Source organism: Flavitalea sp., from assembly GCF_035489435.1.
GTDB lineage: Bacteria > Bacteroidota > Bacteroidia > Chitinophagales > Chitinophagaceae > DATHKG01.
In genome coordinates this window covers 36,297-55,308 of record NZ_DATHKG010000111.1, presented here as the reverse complement: position 1 = coordinate 55,308, position 19,012 = coordinate 36,297, and the positions used below count along the sequence as shown (strand labels likewise).

At 40.9% G+C, this 19,012-nt stretch carries 12 protein-coding genes; 8 read left to right on the top strand and 4 right to left on the bottom strand.

Features of this window, described 5'->3' with window-relative positions; translation table 11 throughout:
* The first annotated feature begins 32 nt into the window (after positions 1-32).
* Genes VK664_RS18170 through VK664_RS18150 form a run of 5 tightly spaced genes read left to right on the top strand, consistent with a single transcriptional unit; the run spans position 33 to position 9,394 of the window.
* Positions 33-1,058 (top strand): FecR family protein, encoded by a 1,026-nt coding sequence (locus VK664_RS18170; protein ID WP_461400114.1) that lies wholly within the window; start codon positions 33-35, stop codon positions 1,056-1,058.
* A 28-nt stretch (positions 1,059-1,086) separates the two neighbouring features.
* Positions 1,087-4,584 (top strand): SusC/RagA family TonB-linked outer membrane protein, encoded by a 3,498-nt coding sequence (locus VK664_RS18165; protein ID WP_461400113.1) that lies wholly within the window; start codon positions 1,087-1,089, stop codon positions 4,582-4,584.
* Positions 4,585-4,609: 25 nt separating this feature from the next.
* Positions 4,610-6,058, top strand: a complete 1,449-nt coding sequence (locus tag VK664_RS18160) for a RagB/SusD family nutrient uptake outer membrane protein (RefSeq protein ID WP_461400112.1) — start codon at positions 4,610-4,612, stop codon at positions 6,056-6,058.
* Complete coding sequence (locus tag VK664_RS18155; protein WP_461400111.1) at positions 6,036-7,688, top strand: FG-GAP repeat domain-containing protein; 1,653 nt, start codon at positions 6,036-6,038, stop codon at positions 7,686-7,688. Before VK664_RS18160 ends, VK664_RS18155 begins: the two co-directional genes overlap by 23 nt.
* Positions 7,689-7,717: 29 nt before the next feature.
* Positions 7,718-9,394 carry an FG-GAP-like repeat-containing protein gene (locus VK664_RS18150; protein ID WP_461400110.1) on the top strand — a complete coding sequence of 559 codons (1,677 nt, stop codon included), beginning with the start codon at positions 7,718-7,720 and terminating at the stop codon, positions 9,392-9,394.
* 46 nt (positions 9,395-9,440) lie between these two features.
* Here the strand turns inward: VK664_RS18150 and VK664_RS18145 are convergent, their stop codons facing one another.
* Both VK664_RS18145 and VK664_RS18140 read right to left on the bottom strand, forming a co-directional pair.
* Complete coding sequence (locus VK664_RS18145; protein WP_461400109.1) at positions 9,441-10,160, bottom strand: LytR/AlgR family response regulator transcription factor; 720 nt, start codon at positions 10,158-10,160, stop codon at positions 9,441-9,443.
* Positions 10,157-11,269 (bottom strand): sensor histidine kinase, encoded by a 1,113-nt coding sequence (locus VK664_RS18140; RefSeq protein ID WP_461400108.1) that lies wholly within the window; start codon positions 11,267-11,269, stop codon positions 10,157-10,159. Before VK664_RS18140 ends, VK664_RS18145 begins: the two co-directional genes overlap by 4 nt.
* A 306-nt stretch (positions 11,270-11,575) precedes the next feature.
* Here VK664_RS18140 and VK664_RS18135 point away from each other — a divergent pair, with 306 nt between their 5' ends.
* Positions 11,576-12,925, top strand: a complete 1,350-nt coding sequence (locus tag VK664_RS18135; RefSeq protein WP_461400107.1) for a vanadium-dependent haloperoxidase — start codon at positions 11,576-11,578, stop codon at positions 12,923-12,925.
* A gap of 50 nt (positions 12,926-12,975) precedes the next feature.
* Here the strand turns inward: VK664_RS18135 and VK664_RS18130 are convergent, their stop codons facing one another.
* Both VK664_RS18130 and VK664_RS18125 read right to left on the bottom strand, forming a co-directional pair.
* Entirely contained in the window at positions 12,976-13,599 is a 624-nt protein-coding gene (locus VK664_RS18130) for a response regulator (RefSeq protein WP_461400106.1), read from the bottom strand.
* A gap of 36 nt (positions 13,600-13,635) precedes the next feature.
* Complete coding sequence (locus VK664_RS18125; RefSeq protein WP_461400105.1) at positions 13,636-15,582, bottom strand: tetratricopeptide repeat-containing sensor histidine kinase; 1,947 nt, start codon at positions 15,580-15,582, stop codon at positions 13,636-13,638.
* A gap of 171 nt (positions 15,583-15,753) precedes the next feature.
* Here VK664_RS18125 and VK664_RS18120 point away from each other — a divergent pair, with 171 nt between their 5' ends.
* Together VK664_RS18120 and VK664_RS18115 are read left to right on the top strand one after the other, a co-directional pair.
* Positions 15,754-17,889 (top strand): tetratricopeptide repeat protein, encoded by a 2,136-nt coding sequence (locus VK664_RS18120; protein WP_461400104.1) that lies wholly within the window; start codon positions 15,754-15,756, stop codon positions 17,887-17,889.
* A gap of 5 nt (positions 17,890-17,894) precedes the next feature.
* Positions 17,895-18,998: a hypothetical protein gene (locus VK664_RS18115; RefSeq protein WP_461400103.1), complete on the top strand. Its 1,104-nt coding sequence runs from the start codon at positions 17,895-17,897 to the stop codon at positions 18,996-18,998.
* Positions 18,999-19,012 lie beyond the last annotated feature (14 nt).

The window sequence follows — 19,012 nt, the reverse complement described above, 5'->3', positions numbered from 1 at the left end:
GATAACTACACTTATATAATAAATGGATCATTTTGACGAAAAACAAGAAATACACAGTTGAGGAGTTAGCCACCGACGAATCATTTATAGGTTGGTTTGTTGGAAAAGAGGCAGGCCAGGTTAGTTACTGGGAAACCTGGATCAACAATAATCCCGACCAGCAGACTACCGTAGAAGCCGCTACCAACCTCCTTACTAAGCTAATGGCCGCCGAAACAACAGTAAGCGATGAACACAGCTTAGCAGCCCGGGACAGGCTGATGAATGCTATACGTGTTGAGCGGAAACCTGCAACGCTAATACGCATGCGCCCGAGAACAATTTGGTGGGCAAGCGCAGCTGTCATAGCAGGATTGCTTATTCTTTCCATTTATTATTTCCCTGATCTAAACCGGGTAAAATACGAAACCGAATATGCTGAAAGCCGCAATATTTTATTGCCCGATGGTTCGCAGGTTACCCTGAATGCACGTTCCACTCTTAGGATGAACAAAAACTGGAAAGCAGGCGAAACAAGGGAAGTGTGGCTCGATGGAGAGGGATTCTTTTCAGTTATACATACCCGTGAAAACTCGAAATTTATTGTACATGCCCGTGATATTAACGTAGAAGTGCTTGGTACAGAATTTAATCTCCAGCGCCGCCGCGAGCGCACTAAGGTGATCCTTCATTCCGGAAAAGTACAGCTCACCGAAGTAGATAAAAAACTGGCGGCGCCTATCATTATGAAGCCAGGTGATATTGTTGAATATAATGATTTATCACACAGCCTGGTTCGAAAAAGAGCTGATACCGAGATGTACAGTGTGTTGAAGGATGGTAAGATGATCTTCAATAATGCCGACTTTAACGAAATCCAGCAGGTACTGGAAGATAATTATGGATTGAAAGTGACTATGATTAACCTGGACCTGAAGGGAAAACAATTCAATGGAGTATTCCCGGTCAACAATTTACAAATATTATTAACGGCTCTTGGTAAAGCCTATGATATTAGTATCGAAGTAAACGATAAAGAAATAAAAATTCAAAACGCCAATAACCCATCTAAAGAATAATCAACACTGCTTTCAAAACAATTGCTATATGAAAAAAAATAAGTCCCTCCTGCCACTGGCATGCCTGCTCATGATCAATTGCTTCCTGATGTGGTGCCCTGCAAAGGCACAAACAATGGCTTTCCAGGACCATCGTCTGGACAAACCCGGAAACTACCAACAGTCTGAAAAAAATCTCAGCACGATACTGACCGGGCTGGAAAAAAAATATAAAGTTTCTTTTTCCTTCGATCTTAAGACCATCAGAGATAAGAAAGTAAGTACTGATGAAAAAAAGAAGTTTTCATCCCTGGATGCTGAGCTTAATTATTTGTTGCCACCACTCCAGTTGCTTTTCGAAAAGCTGGACGCGAAATTATATTTGATTTTGCCTGAAAAGAAACAGCAACCAGCAATACCAGTCAAGAGCCCGGCCGGAACTTCATCTGCTTCTTTTTACGAAAATGCCGGTTTGGAGGCGAATACGCAAAAAGTATTGCATGCTGCAATTGATGCTGCATCAATCAATTTAACCGGAACGGTGACATCAGCATCCGGTGAACCACTTCAAAAAGTTAGCGTGCTTTTAAAAGGGACGGCTCTTGGGACCGCTACCGATAAAGATGGTAATTATGCACTTAATGTTCCCGATGGGAAAGGAACCCTTCAGTTTTCCCTGGTGGGATATGTTTCCAGGGAAGTGGAAATCTCAGATCGTACGAATATTTCCATTAACCTTGAACCCGATTTCAGGTCTATGAATGATGTTGTAGTGGTGGGTTATGGCACGCAGAAAAAGAAAGATCTTACCGGATCAGTTGGAACAGTCAGCGGAACTGAACTTAATAAGATAGCAGTGGCTTCAGTTGACCAGGCCTTGCAGGGGAAACTTGCAGGAGTGATGGTAACAACTAATTCCGGTGAGCCTGGAGGCGCCACCACGGTGAGGGTCAGGGGCATTGGAGGATTTGGTAACAGCGAACCGCTGTACGTTATCGACGGTGTGATTATTACCTATAGTAGTAGCGATGCCTATTCCAATCCTCTTGCCACGCTAAACATGGCCGACATAGAATCTATAAATGTATTGAAAGATGCATCGGCCTCTGCTATATACGGTGCCCGTGCGGGAAACGGAGTGGTACTCATCACCACTAAAAGAGGTAAGATAGGGCAGGCCAGGATTAATGCTGAAGTATATTATGGCGTTCAGTCGGTAACGAAGAAAATGGATATGATGAATGCAAAAGAAATTGCGCAGTTCAGTAATGATTCCAGGACAGCTGCAGGGTTACCTATTTATGGTCCATTTACCAATCCCGAGTCGTTAGGGGAAGGGGTAGACTGGCAGGATCAGATTTATCGCAAGGCAAATATGAGTAATTATCAACTCTCCATTTCCGGGGGCAATGATAAAAGCCAGTATTTTATTTCCGGTGGCTACCAGAAACAGGATGGCATCATCAAAAGTTCTTCTTTCGACCGCTACTCATTACGTGTTAATCTCGACAACCAATTAACTTCCTGGTTAAAATTGGGTAATAATCTCACGATAAGCCGCACTTTGTCAAATTCACCCACCAATGTTGGAAACAACGATAAATTTGATGGGATTGTTGCTATTGCACTAAGACGATCTCCCACACTTGCCATCTATAATTCGGACGGCACCTGGGCTGGTACACCCAGCGGAGCGATAGCTTACCTGGGAAACGTCTCTAACCCCTTAAGAATAGCTACTGAACTAAACAATCCCAATGAACGCATCAGGGGTCTCGGAAATATTTTTTTCGATGTAAAACTTATGAGGGATCTGACTTTCAGAACCAGCCTGGGGATAGACTATGTATTAATCAACGCTTCCCAATTTCAAAAACAGATAACAGAGGAATCTGTACAGGATCTTTCACGATCTGCAACTTCAAGCAAAACAACCAACAGTAATATACTTTCGGAAAATACATTGAATTACAAAAAAGTATTTGGCAAGCATAGTGTGGATGTACTGGCCGGTTATACCACACAAAAAGCCACCTATGAAAACGTTTATGCCTATTCGGAAAATCACCTGAATGATGTACTAACTACTGTTGATGCTGGCTCGTCTATAGGCCGACTGGCATCAGGCAGCAAATCCATTGTCAGTTATGTATCATATCTCGCCCGTATTAACTACGCATTTGATGGAAAATATCTGCTGACAGCAAATATTCGTCGTGACGGCGCTTCTGTATTTAGCTCTGAAAATAAATTTGCCGTTTTCCCGAGTTTTTCTGCCGGTTGGAGAATCTCAAACGAAAAATTCATGGAGCATATACCAGCTATCAGTAATCTCATGCTTCGTGGAAGTTGGGGCCAGACAGGTATTGATGGAAGTTTAGGTGTAGGTGCCGAATATGCCAGCATGGGAACAGGATATCTCTATAATTTTAATGGCGTCCCGATAAATGGCATGGTGCAAACATCAATTCCCAATTCTTCCCTCAAATGGGAAACCGTAACACAAACCGATTTTGGATTCGACCTGGGATTGTTTAATAACAGGATCAACATTACAGCTGATTATTTTAAGAAACATTTTTCTGATATGATCGAACAACGTCCTATTCCAGGTTATTTTGGAATCTGGGATAGTCCATCGTCGGTCAATTCCATTTCCCAGGCGATGAATGGTGCTACAATAGATAATACAGGATTTGAATTTTCACTCAACTATGATAACCAGGCTCCGCAAGATAAATTTAATTACAGTTTGGGTGTAAACCTTACTACTTATTCCAATAAGGTAGTTGAATTAGCATCACCTACAAGCGGCGGTGCAGCGGGTGTCAATGTGATCCAGGGTAATCTTACCCGCACTGAAAAAGGACGTTCGGTTGGTGAATTTTATGGATATATAGTAGATGGAATTTTCCAGACCAAAGATGAAATCCTTAAATCGCCTTCACAGAATGCCAATACAGCACCGGGCGATTATAAATTCAGGGATGTAAATAATGATAATAAGATTAACGAAAACGACAAGACTTTTATCGGCAGCCCTATCCCCGATATCGCATACGGCATTACCGGAAATATGTCTTACAAACAGTTCGATCTAAATTTTTCTTTACAGGGTGTATCCGGAAATGAAATTGTGAACGTTAACAAATTCATGACTGAATCGGTTGCCAGCACGGAAAATAAAAATCGGACTATGTTGAACAGATGGACCGCTTCCAATCCTAATGCTACTTACGCAAGAGCAATCTCTACTGATCCAAATTTTAATGATCGATTTTCTACAAGACACGTGGAAGATGGATCGTTTTTCCGGCTGAGAAATATTCAATTCGGGTACAAATTGCCAGCACACCTGATCAATAAAATTTCTCTCAGCACTGTGAGAATTTATATCTCGGCACAAAATTTATTTACGATTACTAATTATTCAGGTTACAACCCGGATATCGGTTCACAAAAACAATCCAACGCGAGTAGTGGTTTGGATAATACTATATATCCACAGGCGAGGAGTATCATCGGTGGCATCCAGATCGGATTCTAATTTAATTAACCTTCATACAATTAATATGAAAAAAATAATTTGCGCATTCTTTACAATTTCTCTTTTCCTTCTGTCAGGATGCGGAAAAGAATTTCTCGAAAGACCGCCTTTGAACCAGGTGTCAGCAGCCACTTATTGGGAAACTGACCAGGCTGCCATCATGGGTGTAAGTGCAATTTACGATGCAGTTCAGAAAGACCTTGGCTACCGGCTGGGTATGATGACTTTTGGAGATGTTGCCGGCGACGGTATGGCTTCTTATGATCCGGACTGGTTTATTTTTATAGATAATTTTACTGTAAATTCAAGTGACAAACAGATACCAGCAGCATGGCGGGCCTGGTGGGCCGGTATTACACGTGCGAATACTGCCATTGACCGTATTCCAGGTATTAAAATGGATGCAACACTCAGAACAAGATTGGTGAACGAAGCCAAATTTCTTCGCGCTGTTTGTTATTTTAATATCGTAAACATCTGGGGTGACGCGCCACTGATCAATAGTGATATGAGTAAAGAGACATTACTAACGATCAAAAGATCACCGCAGGCAGATGTCTATGCACAGATCGAAAAAGATTTTATGGATGCTGAAGCATTACCGGTTTCTTATCCGTCGAGCGACCTGGGTCGCGCTACCAAAGGCGCCGCCATGGCTTTCCTGGCCCGTACTTATCTGTATCAGAAAAAATATGAGCTCGCAAAAACAAAAGCAAAACAGGTGATTGACCTGGGTGTATATGCGCTTCAGGATAAATACATAAAAAATTTCCAAACAGCTTTTGAGAATGGGATCGAATCCATTTTTGAAGTGCAGTTTGTTCCCGGCACCGGCGGTTGGGGAAATAATGAAGGCAATTGGACAAGCAACTATACGGGTCCAGGTGCGTATGTGCCTACAGGTGGATGGGGTGTTATCATGCCTGAAAAAAATGAAGAGAAAGCCTACGAACCCAACGATAAAAGAAGAGCCGTTAATCTTTTTGAGGCAGGATCTGTATATAGTGGTATTCCATATGATCCTTCCTGGTCACCTAATTCCGGTACACATATCGCTAAATTTATTGTGGGCGATGATATTATTGCTACCCAGGGTATGATTGATGCGGACCGCAATATGCCCGTGATCAGGTATGCTGAAGTATTACTTATTTATGCAGAGGCACTCAATGAAACGGGTCAAACTGCCGCCGCCGAACCATATATCAACCAGGTACGTGCGAGGGCTGGCTTGCCTGCTATTTCAGGATTGTCTAAAGACGCATTTCTTGATGCAATTCTCCAGGAGAGAAGGATTGAATTTTTTGGAGAGGGTCAGCGTTTCTTTGATCTCCGCAGAACCGGGAAGTCAGATCACTATATCCGCGTACTTCGTGGTAAAACTAATTTTGATGCTAAGAAAAACCTGTATTTTCCCATCCCGCTTGCTGAAATTGAATTAAATCCGAACCTTGTACAGAATCCGAACTATTAAGGCTCTTTTATTTTCTCTGATGTTGTTTGCCGCCTGTAATCCAGGCGGCAAACCTGTTTTATTTAAGTTAATGCCGGAAACTCAAACCGGCATAACCTTCCGTAATATCATAACGGAGTCCGACAGTCTGAATGCTCTCAATTTTACCAATATTTATCATGGCTCCGGCGTTGGCATAGGTGATTTTAATAATGATAGCCTGCCAGACGTTTTTCTTGCGGGAAATATGGTTAGCTGTAAATTATATCTTAACCAATCTGAATTTAAGTTTAAAGATATTACGACAGATGCCGGTACACAAACCCATCAATGGGTGAATGGTGTTTCAATAATTGATATCAACCAGGATGGTTGGAAAGATATTTATTGTAGCGTCGGCAATCTCGGCGACAGCGCTGCTTCTGCTAATCTTTTATTTATCAACCAGGGAAATAACAAATCCGGGATTCCTGTATTCAGGGAAATGGCAGCTGAATATGGATTGAATAATAAGGCCTATTCTATGCAGGCTGCATTTTTTGACTATGACAGAGATGGCGATTTGGATATGTACCTGCTGAATAACGGTGTGGCATCCGCGAAAACAAGCTATATGATACGACCAAGGATGTTGAATGGCGAAAGCGAAACAACCGATCAGCTTTTTCGAAATGATGGTGGTACCGATCATCCACATTTCACTAATGTTTCCCGGATTGCCGGGATAACTGCTGAAGGCTTTGGCCTCGGGCTTGCCATCAGCGATTTGAATAACGATGGTTTTCCGGATATCTATGTTTCAAACGACTTCATCAGCAGCGATCTGCTATGGATGAATAATGGTAATGGAAGTTTTACCGACCATTGCAACGACTATCTTCAACACACCAGCCTTAACGGAATGGGTGTTGATATCGCCGATATCAACAATGATGGTTGGAATGATATCATGCAGCTCGATATGCTGCCGAAAGATAACTTCCGTCGGAAAATGATGTTGAACAAAGCCAATTACAATAGTTTTCTGTTACAAAGAACTTTGGGTTACCAGGCGCAGTTTGTCAGGAATGTGCTTCAAATCAATCGCGGCCCTTCGCCGGATTCGGGTCTGAGCTTCAGCGACCTGGCTCAAATGAATGGCATTGCAGCAACCGATTGGAGCTGGGCGCCACTCATCGCTGACTTCGACAATGATGGCTGGAAAGATATTTTTGTTACCAATGGTTACCGCAGGAATATTACTGACCTGGATTTTATCAACTATGACTTTGTTACACATACCAGGTTTGGGTCTGCAGCATATAAAAAATCCACCTATAAAGAACAGTTGGCAAAACTACCAGAGGTGAAACTACCAGATTGTATTTTTCATAACAACCATGGTCAGGGCTTTACTGAATTGGGTGCAGACTGGGGTTTCAGTATACCATCTTTTTCAACCGGTGCAGCTTACGCAGATTTCGATAACGATGGAGATCTTGACCTCATAGTAAATGCAATTGATGAACAGGTAATGCTGTACCAGAATCAATCAGTGCAAAAATCGGTAACATTGATTTTCAAAGGAGATTCAATGAACCGCGATGGAATCGGGGCAAAGATTACTGCAGGTTTTGGTGGCGAAACCATTCACCTTGAAAACTATCCGTAAGAGGATATCTATCATCTGTTGACAGCAGGATGCTAATTGGTACCGGTAAAGTAAGTCAGGTCGATTCACTCATTATTGTTTGGCCGGATGGTGCAACGGAGACAAAAAAAGGATTAATAAGTGGCCAAAGAATTATAGTTAATTATGGTGATGCGAAAAAGAAACCTGCAGTACCTGGGGATAAAAAGAAAACGACCATATGTGAAAACAAATCTCTTACATGGCTGCAGGACATAAGCAGTCAGACAGGGCTGAAGCTGGAAATACAAAAAGAGACGTTCATTGATTTTAATCGCAACGTATTGCTTCCCTATAATTCGTCCGCAAAAGTTTTTTGTATGGCTGTTACTGATCTGAACAATGATGATCTGGATGATTTTTATATAGGAGGAAAAGATAGTGCAGAACGTTTCCTTCTCATCCAAACGGCAAATGGCAATTTTAAAAAATGCCGCTTACCCTTCGCCGGCATAGCTGATGATATAGACGCTATCTTTTTTGACGCAGATGCTGACGGTGATCAGGATCTGTATGTAGTTAGCGGGGGTGTAAGATATGGAGCGAATAATTCATCTTACCAGGATCACCTGTACATCAATAAAGGGAATCTCGTTTTTGAAATCGTAAATGCACTTATCCCGGATGAAAAATCCAGCGGTTCATGCGTAGCGTCAGCAGACTATGACATGGATGGCGACCTGGACCTGTTTGTAGGTGCTAAATATATTCCTGATCAATATCCAATGCCGGGAAACTACATGTTACTGAAAAACGAGAAAGGAAAGTTCAAGGATGTTTCTGATATCGACATGGTGAACCCCGGCGAAAAATCAATGATCAACACTGCGTTATGGACTGATATAGATGGCGATGGTGATCCTGACTTGATTACGGCAGGAGAATTTTCAGAGATATTACTTTTTCGGAATGAAAAGGGAAAACTGGTTCCCGATCGAAATAGCGGCGATCTGGCACAGAAAGGTTGGTGGACCAGCCTCGCAGCAGCAGATATGGATGGAGATGGTGATACGGACCTGGTTGCCGGCAACCTGGGATGGAACACACATTTTGCTGCAAGTGCTAAAACACCTATGATTGTATACGCAACAGATCTCGACAAAAATGGAAGTATAGAACCCCTGATAGGATTGTTTTTAAACGATAAAAATGGCTATCCTGCCCTGTTTCCTGAGATGGTTCGTGACGAACTTGCCACGCAAAGCCCCGTTGTGAAGAAAAAATATGAGCGCTATGAACATTTCGCCAGCGCTACACTTTCAGACCTGCTTGGGGAATCAAATAAAAATGCCTGGCATCGCGAGATCACGAATCTGAGTAGCAGCTATTTTGAAAATGATGGTAAGGGTCACTTCAAGGGCATTGCCCTGCCTCGTGAAACTCAGACGGCTCCGATTCAAAAGTTGTTGATTACAGATCTTGACGGTGATGGTATTCCTGATATCGTGGCTGGCGGAAATGACTATAGTTGGGACTCCAGGAATGGATATAGTGATGCTTCCTTCGGCTTTGTATTGAAGGGAGAAGGAAAGGGGAAATTTAAATCAATTAACTTTCAACAAACCGGATGGTGGACAAAAGGAGAAGTCACAGCTTTGAAACAATATAAAGGGCCTGCTAAATCAATGCGATACCTGAGTATTTCCAACCTGGGAGCAGCTTATATCTTTACGATCACATTTCAATAAAAAATTACATAAATCTTCACCTGGTTTAATGCCAGACTGTTTTATTTTAAGCTTCATATCCATGAAGTCTTTCCATAACGGATTGCTTAAACAAACGTCCAATAGGAATCTCGGTTTTATTCATTTGTACAAATAATCCGTTGTAACCCGAAATCTTGTCGATGGACACTATATAAGAGCGGTGAACCCGTACAAAGCGGTGCGCAGATAAAAGATTTTCCATGGAGCTGATGGGCTGCTTAACCAATATGGTTTTATTACCAGTAATAAATAGCTTCACATAATCTTTCCAACTCTCGATATAAAGAATTTCATTGACAAAAACCTTTTGCATATTCTTATCCACTTTTAGATAAACAAAAGCGCTCGGGTTGGGGCTGTATTCTGAGGTTTGCACATCTTTATCAGGCGTTGCCATTCGTTTTAATTTGGTCACAGCTTTTACAAAGCGTTCGAACGAAACCGGCTTCACCAGGTAATCAACTGCATCTAATTCATAGCTTTCTATGGCATAATCGCGGTAGGCGGTAACAAAGATCACTTTTGGAGGGTGCGAAAGGTTGCGTAGAAAATCTGTGCCCAGGAGCTTTGGCATTTTAATGTCAAGAAAAAGCACGTCAACGGGCCGTTGGTGTAGTACATCCAGGGCTTCAATAGCATTCCTGCAGAGGCCTACAATTTCCAATCCGTTAATTTGCGACATATGTGATTCTAACACCTTCAGCGCAGGTGGTTCATCATCAATCAGAAGGCAACGCAATTTCATGATAATAGATTTAGAGTAGATGGTACTGCGGCCGGTGAAGCCCCACGATACTTCATTTCATGATGAATTAATTCTATCTGCAGGGATACCACAAAAAAGTCTCCTTCATCAGAAGTCTTTAATTCATGTCTGTCCGGATATATAAACTGAAGTCGTTTTCTTACATTTTGAATACCGATGCCGGATGTACTGAATGGCACATAGTTGTTTTTGCTGTTGGCAATTTTACACCGCAAAATGTTTTGCTTTACAGCAAGATCCATACTGAGCCAGGGCTTCTCCAGTTGATCGGATGTGCCGTGCTTGAATGCATTCTCCAGGAAAGGCAATATTAACAATGGAGCTATGTATTTGTCTTTAATGTCTCCCTCAATGTTCAGCGATATCTCAATCTTGTCGCCATATCTTGCTTTCTCTAATTCAATATAATCTTCCATTACTGCTGCCTCCTTTTCCAGCATTACTTCGTCGGCTTTACAATCATAAAGCATATAACTCAGGAGTGATGACAGCCTTAAAATCATTCCAGGTGTTTCAGGCGACTGATCAATTGAAAATGAATAAATATTATTAAGCGTGTTGAAAAGAAAATGAGGATGCACCTGCGCTTTCAACAACTGAAGTTCTGCTGTTACTTTTTCTTTTTCTGCCTGTATCCACATCTGTTGCTTAATCAGCCAATGTTTGAATAAAAAGATGAAGCACACAATGCCGGCAGTGGTAGTTAATACCAGGAAGCTATTGGCGTTCCATGGATTCCGGTCTATGGGATTGAAATGCAGGGCTTCCTGCAATGGGATGAAAATAAATGCCCTGAAACTATAGTTAAGAAACAAACCGCCAACTCCCCATGCGAGGATGATGAGCGTAAAGACAACATATCTCCCTCTTAGCAAATACCGTGGCAATACCCAATAGATAAGCGGATAACAATAGAGCATTCGCACCGGTACCCAAAACAAGCCTTGATAAATATTCCGTTCGAAACTACGCCCTAAGTTTTGCCAGACAAAGGAAACGAGCACTGTATGTATGATCCAGAAAATAAGGTGCCGCAATACCCTATATTTTGGTGACATCAAAAGATCGTTGGCTTTAGAAACGTTCATCGTGCTGGCTTTCTATTACAAAGTTAGAATTAAGTACAGAATGTGCAGCCTTCCAGGATACAAATAAGACAGACGGTATTTATTTTCGACAAACAGCTGATAAATGCCTCTCAATTTACTTGAGAACCAACAGGTTTATTTGAGAAGCAACTGTGGTTTTATTTTTGGAAACTTCTACACTAAGCGATCGGGAAGAAGAAGGGATAATTTACTTGCTAACTTTTCATTGCAATAAAACGCAGCCGCCAGGAATGATTTTCCTTCATAAAAAGACTGCATTGACAAGCTCATCCTAAACGAAAAGTTATGAAATACAATTCCAGGTCATTCATCAATTTGTTTCTGCTTCTATCCACATTTGTTTTGCTCATATCCTGTCAAAAACGGGACAACGATCATACAAACGATCATGGCAATTTGACCAAAACCTATTCCTCTGACGTTTTGAAGGAATGGATAAAACTGGATCTGCAATTATTGAGAAGCAACGAAACAAAGCTTAACAACTTTGTCATGATGCATCATTGGGCATACAGCAGCATAGCGTTATACGAAGCAGTTGTTCCCGGTATGCCCTCTTATCAATGCTTATCAGGGCAATTAAACGAAATGCCGGCATTGCCCATCAGAGAACACAATAAAGATTACCATTGGCCCACTTGCGCCAATGCTGTGTTAGCGGCTATGACAAAAAAGTTTTACCTGGATAGCATTACGCAGGGCGGTAAAGATTCCATCACCCTATTGGAAGAGACATTAAACGCAATTTATAAAACAGAAGTCGATGCAACTATTTTTGAGCGATCAAAGGCTTTTGGCACGGAAATAGCCGCGCGGGTTTTTAACTGGGCGCTTACTGATGGTTATATTACCGCAAATCCTGCTTATGTTCTTCCCTTGGGCGAAGGGCAATGGCAAAGAACACCGCCCGGTTTTTTATCACCACAGCGACCTTATTGGGGTCTTAACCGTCCGTTGATGGCAGGCAGTGTAAAGGCAACGCAGCTATCCTCACCACCAGCTTATTCTGGCGATCCCAAATCAGCATTTTATGGATATGTAAAAGAAGTTTATGATTTACGGAATAGCGTTAGCAGTGACGAGCAGGCACAGGTGCTGTTTTGGAGAGATGTGCCTGGAGGTGGACATGCACACTGGCTTTCTATTTTTCTGCAGGTGCTGAACCAGGAAGGAAGCCGTGCTATGCTGGACAAGGCCGCCCTTGTATTTGCAAAAATGGGTATCACGCAAAGCGATGCCCGCATTAGCTGCTGGAAAGCAAAATACGAATACAATCTGCTGCGTCCCGTTACTTATATCAATGCAATAATATCACCACAGAAAAATTGGAATTCCTTTATCACCACACCGAATCATCCGGAATATCCATCAGCACACTCCAGTTTTTCGGCGCCTGCTGCGGCTGTCCTTACTCAGGAGTTTGGGGACAATTATTCTTTTACCGACCATACTTATGATTTCCTTTCGCTGCCTGCAAGAACATATAAATCATTTACACATGCAGCAACCGAAGCCGGAAACTCAAGAGTCCTGGGCGGTCTTCACTACCGGTTCTCCATAACTGCTGGCAATCATTTGGGAGATGGTATCGCAAACTATATGAACCAGCATATCCGGTTTAATAAGGGGAAATGATTGTAACATGATGTATTATGAGAGTGTTGTTTCCCGGTGTATCGTACAATTTAATTTATTATCCGCATCTGCATAGCCATTTTTATCAACGATGCAATATTGCGGGCTTTAAATTTCGCCAGGATATTTTTTCGATGTGTATCAACTGTGGTAATACTGATAAACAATTGTTGGGCAATTTCATTGTTGGTTAATCCTTCAGCAATAAGCCCCAGTATTTCTTTTTCCCTGCGGGTTATTATTGGAATGTTACTTTCAATATCAGGTTTTTTAATTGCCAAACCGGCTTCGAAACTTAAATACTGCTTACCTTTTACAACCGTCTGTATGGCTTCCATCAGTTCGTTTTGAGTAGCATTTTTAATGACATATCCTGAAGCACCGTTGGCAAGCATTTTTTCAATAAAGCTTTGTTGGTTAAACGTACTTAAGCCCAAAATATGAATTACCGGGTATTTTTCTTTTACTTCCCTGCATAAATCGATGCCGCTTGTATCGGGCAGGTTAATATCCATCAACAATACATCTGGTGTTTGCTGTTTTATAAAAGCAAGGCAGGATGCGGCATTGGTGGCATGGCCCATCCATTCGATAGCTGTTTCATTTTGCAACAACGAACGGATGCCTTCTATCACCATATAGTGATCATCTACTATAAAAACTTTTATTGCCATGCCCGGCTTATTTTAGTAAAAAGCATATTTTAATTTCTAAATGCTCAATTCAATAAAAACAGAAGTGCCTTTTTCTTTTGATGATTGTACGTCTAAATTACCTTTTAGAAATTCTACCCTATTTTGAATATTGCTCCACCCAATTCCGGTAGCGCGTTTTAAAATGGACGTATCAAATCCTTTACCATCATCTTCAACCGTAACAGATAGCTGGCCATCACTTTTAGTTACCTGTACAATAGCAGTTTTAGCCGCTGCGTGCTTCATGGTATTGTTGAGTAACTCCTGTACGATACGATAAACAGTAATCGAAGTGGTTTGTTCTATAGCTGCATTTTCAAGTCCTATGGATTGATACGAAACCTCCAATGCGCCTGATTGATTGATCTCGTTACAAAAATCTTTTAATGCAGTATCCAAACCAAATTTCACCAACGCCTCGGGCATCATATTATGTGCTACCCGGCGCATTTCTTTTATTGAACTATCCAGCATATCCATGCTGCGTTCAAAAGCCTGGTTATTTTCAGGCGTCATGATTAAATTTCCTTTCATGTTATTAAATGAATATTTTATTCCTGATAACATTCCGCCAAGGCCATCGTGTAAATCCCTTGCAAGCCTCGTTCGTTCCTGCTCTTCGCCTTTTAGCACTGCTTCGGTGGCGGTTAATTGTTGCTGGGTTTCTAATTCATTTATACGCTGCTGTTGCAGCTTCTGCTTTTGTGTATAATTACGATAAGTGAGTAAAGCAATTACCAGGAAAGCAGATGCTGACCCGATGAGAACATAATTTATGATTTTTCTTTTTTGCAATTGGGATTGCTGAAGTACGATTTGCTTATCTTTCTTCTCTGTTTCATATTTTTTTTCTAATTCAGTTGCGTATTTTTTTGAATCAAGATTAACTGTTGAATCATTGGCGTCTTTATATTTTTGAAAATACTCGTAAGCCTGTTGATACTTTCCTGTTGCTGCGTATATGTCGGATAGGTATTTATAGCCTTCATCAAGCATGCCAAAGTAATTAATGGCCTTAGCTTCTTGTATCCCTGTTAATAAATATGTTTCCGCATTTTTATATTTTTTCTGTAGAATGGCAATGGCTCCCATTTGCAACTGAGACTCAGCCTTCCCATAGCTATAGCCGTATTTATTTGATACGTCAAGACATTTCTGAAAATATAAAAAAGAAGAATCAGGCTGGTTCATTTTTTTAAAAACCTGGGCTGATATCAGGTAATAAGCGAAGATTATATCTACACTGTTAATATGAGCTGATTCGTCAAAATACAAGCTTGAACTATCAATGCAGGTTTTTGCCGATAAATTGTCTTCCTGCATGATATAGGCGTTTGCGAGAATGAAATATGCCATAAACAGGTGATTACGTACGCCGGTTTTTTTTGCAGTACTGACTGCTTTATGTGCATATTCGTTTTGCTTGTTATACTCTTTGATGTCCCCAAAAAGTGTTGAAACATTACAGTAGATATTAACCAATTCAGCATCTAAGCCAGCTTTCTCAAGTATGGCAATACCCTTTAAATAGTATAGTACAGATTGCTTAAACTCATTCTGGGTTTTTAGCCTGCTCGCTATGTCGCTATATGCACCTGCTTCAAATTTTATGGCTTTGGGATTACCTGATTTTTGATAGAAACCAATTGCTGTATCCAGGCTTGCTATTGATTGTACATTGTTGCCGCCATTACCCAATAAAACAGCCTGATTTTGATAAATACGACCCAAATTATAATTTAGGTTCTTTTGGCTGGCGAATTTTATTGCTTCCCTGTATGCCTTATGGGCTTTCGAAGTATCTACGAGTTCATAGTCTATGGCCAGGCGCATCATACTAACTGCCCTGTTTGTATCTGTCATCGACCCTTGTAATTCTTTAGTTATGCTGTCAACAAGATGCTGCTGGGCTTGTACAGAATGGAAAGTACAGAAGATGAATAACGGTATAATTATTATCATTCTCATACAGTTAAAATATCACTTTACTATTCATTCTACAAATAAAAGAAATAGCCATTAACGCGCTTCTCCTGTTTTTCCATGATTTTTTAGATTTATAAGAATATCCTGTTTTTACAGGATAACGAAAGTTTATAAAGCCTGCTATTTTTAGTTTCTAAAAATTTATTGATGAAATATCTTCTTATATCAACGGTTCTTCTTGCAGCGACTGTTTCATTTGCGCAAACAAAACCCAAACAGAAGGCGGAAGAAAAACCTCCTACCCAAAAAGAAATCCAGGGCATGATGAAAGAGATGCAGGGAGCCATGGACGGCATGAGTGCCGAAGATAAAAAGGCAATGGACAGTATGGGTATAAAAATGCCCGATATGAAAGTTATACAAAAAACAGTTGCAGGCATAAAAGATGGCCAGCTACAAAAAGCCTATGAGGATGAAAACAGGATTGTCCCGATAAAAGATGTTAGCCGAATTGCCAGCATTTCAAAAACACCAATTACCAATGTTACGATGGCTGCATTCATATTGACTGCTCATGGCAAAGTATTCATGCAATTAAAACCGGCATCAAAAACCAAGGGTGAAGAAGTTTACAAATTGATAAAGGCTCAATATAATTCTGATGTAGCCACCGGTAACACTGCTGCAGGTCTTTGGATGATGGGAAAGGCAGAGCTCGCCCTTTATGTAATGGGTAAAGCTTGCCAGGATAATCCGCAAAATACAGACAATCTAAACAATTACGCTTCGATGTTATCCATGAGCGGAGGGGAACAACTTTCTATTCCCATATTGAATTATGTCAACAGGCAATTTCCCAAAAACAGCACCGTTCTCAACAACATTGGTCAGGCATGGTTTGGCCTGGGTGATATCGATAAAGCCAATGCTTATTTAGACAGTGGCATTCGATTGTATGCTTATCATCCGCAAGCAAACTATACCAAATCATTTATTGAGGAAAGTAAAGGCAACAAAGCTGCGGCAATAGAAACCGCCAAACGCAGCGTTAAAAAAGGGTACACCCTTAAAAAGGAAGACCGTCTGAATAAATTGGGCTACAAATTAAAAAGCGATGACTTGAATTGGAATCGTCCTATGCCTGCCGATGTTTTGGGATTGGAAAAGTTCAGGTGGCCCGATTATCCACAAGATGTAGCTCTCAGCGAATTATTAGAAAAGGAATGGAGTGTTTTTAAAGCAGCATGTCAGGATGAAATGAATGCCCTGCGGGGTCAACAGACAAAATTGGAAGCTGAGATGACTGCCGCCAACCAGAAACGCTTAACGCAATTACTTCAAGCTGGTCAAAAAGGCAAATGGGTTGATCCGTTTCCTCCTCTTGCACCGATGGCTATGGTAAAATTAAAATACCTTGTTGATGGAAAGGATGGCCAACTTGCCAATTCCTATCAACAGAAAGTAGTGGCCCTTGGAAACGTATATCTTAACACGGAGCAAGCCGAAAAAAATCTTTCTCAACGGCTCGTATCTGTTAGGGAAAAATATGAAGACAAGTTTGGTGAGGGAAAACCTAACCCATTCAAAGATGCCTGCAAAGATGAGAATGATGCATTGAATATCTTTTTGACTTCAACCAATCAGAGCCTGGAACAAACCTCCAGGGTCTACCTGAATTTCTTACGCAGGAAACTGAATGACGAAGTGTACTATTACCAGTATACCATGTGGCCGGAGGAATTTGAAGTGGCCAAAGTACAGGCAAAAATCACCTGGTTAGGTTCAATCCATGGGCAGAAGGTAATGTTCAAAAATGAAAGCAACTGGTGCCAGGGGGAAGTAGTGGTAAAGGAGAAACCATTCAAACTTGTAGCATTCGATGACGTGCATTGCGAATACCACAGCCAATTAACACTCGGGCCAGGTACAATCAATGTCGACTGCGGCAGGATGACTACCCAATTGGATTTGAAAATGGTTAAGCTCGGATTAAAGCAAGACATGGATAAAGAAACTTTTGGTGATCAATTTATGAGTTGCTCTATTGAAGTAGGTGTTGGTGCAAGCGCTGGTATAGATGTTGGCCCTCTCAAAGCAGAAGCCTCCATTGGCGCAGCACTGGGTGTAGAAATTGACCGCAATGGTATTAGCGATGTTGTTATAAAAACTTCAGCAGGGGTGAGTGTCGGAACTGACATTATTAAAGACGGTAGTATGGCGGGTGTCGGTGTTAGTGATCTGTCGGTAGAAGTTGGCGTGAAAGGGCAGGTTAGTATTATCAGCGGGAAGTCATCGATAGAAAGTACAGGGCTTTTAAGTGGAATCACTAAACAGATACAGTAAAAATCATGAAATTTTCATTATTTATAAGCGCCATTCTTTTTACAATATCAGCAAACGCACAGGATTGCAATAGCGAATTATTAGTTAAAACAATGGGTATATTAAAAGCAGACTCGCCGGCTGGCGGAAGGGGATTAAAAGCTGAAGACCTGGCTAAAAATAAAGAGGTTTTAGCATCTATAAATAGGATGATAAAATCATCATATGCTCCTATGGGTGTAGATGCTGTTTTTCATGAAAATTATGGATCCCCTTCGCTAAACTGGCAACCCAATGGTTATAGCTATAGTATCATTCCATTAAACTATTATTGCGAAGGCAATACTATCAGAACAGCTCACGAAACTTCAACCTATTTTTCTATCAGTACCAATATTTTTGATGCTGAGATTTATGACACGGCACAAGGAGACAGATTATCAGCCGAAGGATTCAATGTTTTAAATTTTATGCCGGTTGAAAAAGATGGTTATTGGTATTTTAAAGAAACGGATGTCAGTCTGGGCTTTGGCATGACTGGTAAAAGTAATGCCTGGTTGATTACTCACAACGGTAAACTTCCCTTTGCCTATGTAACAAAAAAAGAGTTTTTGGAAAAAAGAAAACTCGCACTGTCAAATCAAATGCTTCAGTCATCCTCTGGCTTTAAAGATGTACTAAACAACAACGAAATAGGAAAAAAATATAAAGAAGCTGAGTTCAAAACCGATCCTGAAAAATTAAAAGAGTATATGAGAATGGACTACCAGCCCATCAAAGAGCGGTACGAAAAATTACTTTCTGATAATGAAAAAGAAATTAAACCGGCATTTGATAAAATTGAAACGCAACTTAAAATCCCGGCAGATGAATTGAACAAACAAGCCATTGTGAAAACGGACCCCAATGACCATTTATCTTATCTATTCACTGATGCAAATGACCCATTTGGAAAGATACTCATCAAGCCAAACCCCGGATATTTTAATAAAAAATTACATAAATCATCACCGCAGTTTTTTTGGGTACATGTAAGCGGCAATCACAAGGAACCCATAGCAACAAAATTCATGACTGATATAGTGAAAGCAGTTGATTTTGCTGTATTGAAAAATATGCTGGGAAAATAGGCCTGTACGAACCA

What these genes read in the sequence shown, in the direction of transcription:
- VK664_RS18135 (WP_461400107.1), top strand. Translation starts at nt 11,576, where the DNA reads ATGAAATACAATTCCAGGTCATTCATCAATTTGTTTCTGCTTCTATCC.
- VK664_RS18125 (WP_461400105.1), bottom strand. Translation starts at nt 15,582, where the DNA reads ATGATAATAATTATACCGTTATTCATCTTCTGTACTTTCCATTCTGTA.
- VK664_RS18160 (WP_461400112.1), top strand. Translation starts at nt 4,610, where the DNA reads ATGAAAAAAATAATTTGCGCATTCTTTACAATTTCTCTTTTCCTTCTG.
- VK664_RS18130 (WP_461400106.1), bottom strand. Translation starts at nt 13,599, where the DNA reads ATGGCAATAAAAGTTTTTATAGTAGATGATCACTATATGGTGATAGAA.
- VK664_RS18140 (WP_461400108.1), bottom strand. Translation starts at nt 11,269, where the DNA reads ATGAACGTTTCTAAAGCCAACGATCTTTTGATGTCACCAAAATATAGG.
- VK664_RS18165 (WP_461400113.1), top strand. Translation starts at nt 1,087, where the DNA reads ATGAAAAAAAATAAGTCCCTCCTGCCACTGGCATGCCTGCTCATGATC.
- VK664_RS18150 (WP_461400110.1), top strand. Translation starts at nt 7,718, where the DNA reads ATGCTAATTGGTACCGGTAAAGTAAGTCAGGTCGATTCACTCATTATT.
- VK664_RS18115 (WP_461400103.1), top strand. Translation starts at nt 17,895, where the DNA reads ATGAAATTTTCATTATTTATAAGCGCCATTCTTTTTACAATATCAGCA.
- VK664_RS18145 (WP_461400109.1), bottom strand. Translation starts at nt 10,160, where the DNA reads ATGAAATTGCGTTGCCTTCTGATTGATGATGAACCACCTGCGCTGAAG.
- VK664_RS18120 (WP_461400104.1), top strand. Translation starts at nt 15,754, where the DNA reads ATGAAATATCTTCTTATATCAACGGTTCTTCTTGCAGCGACTGTTTCA.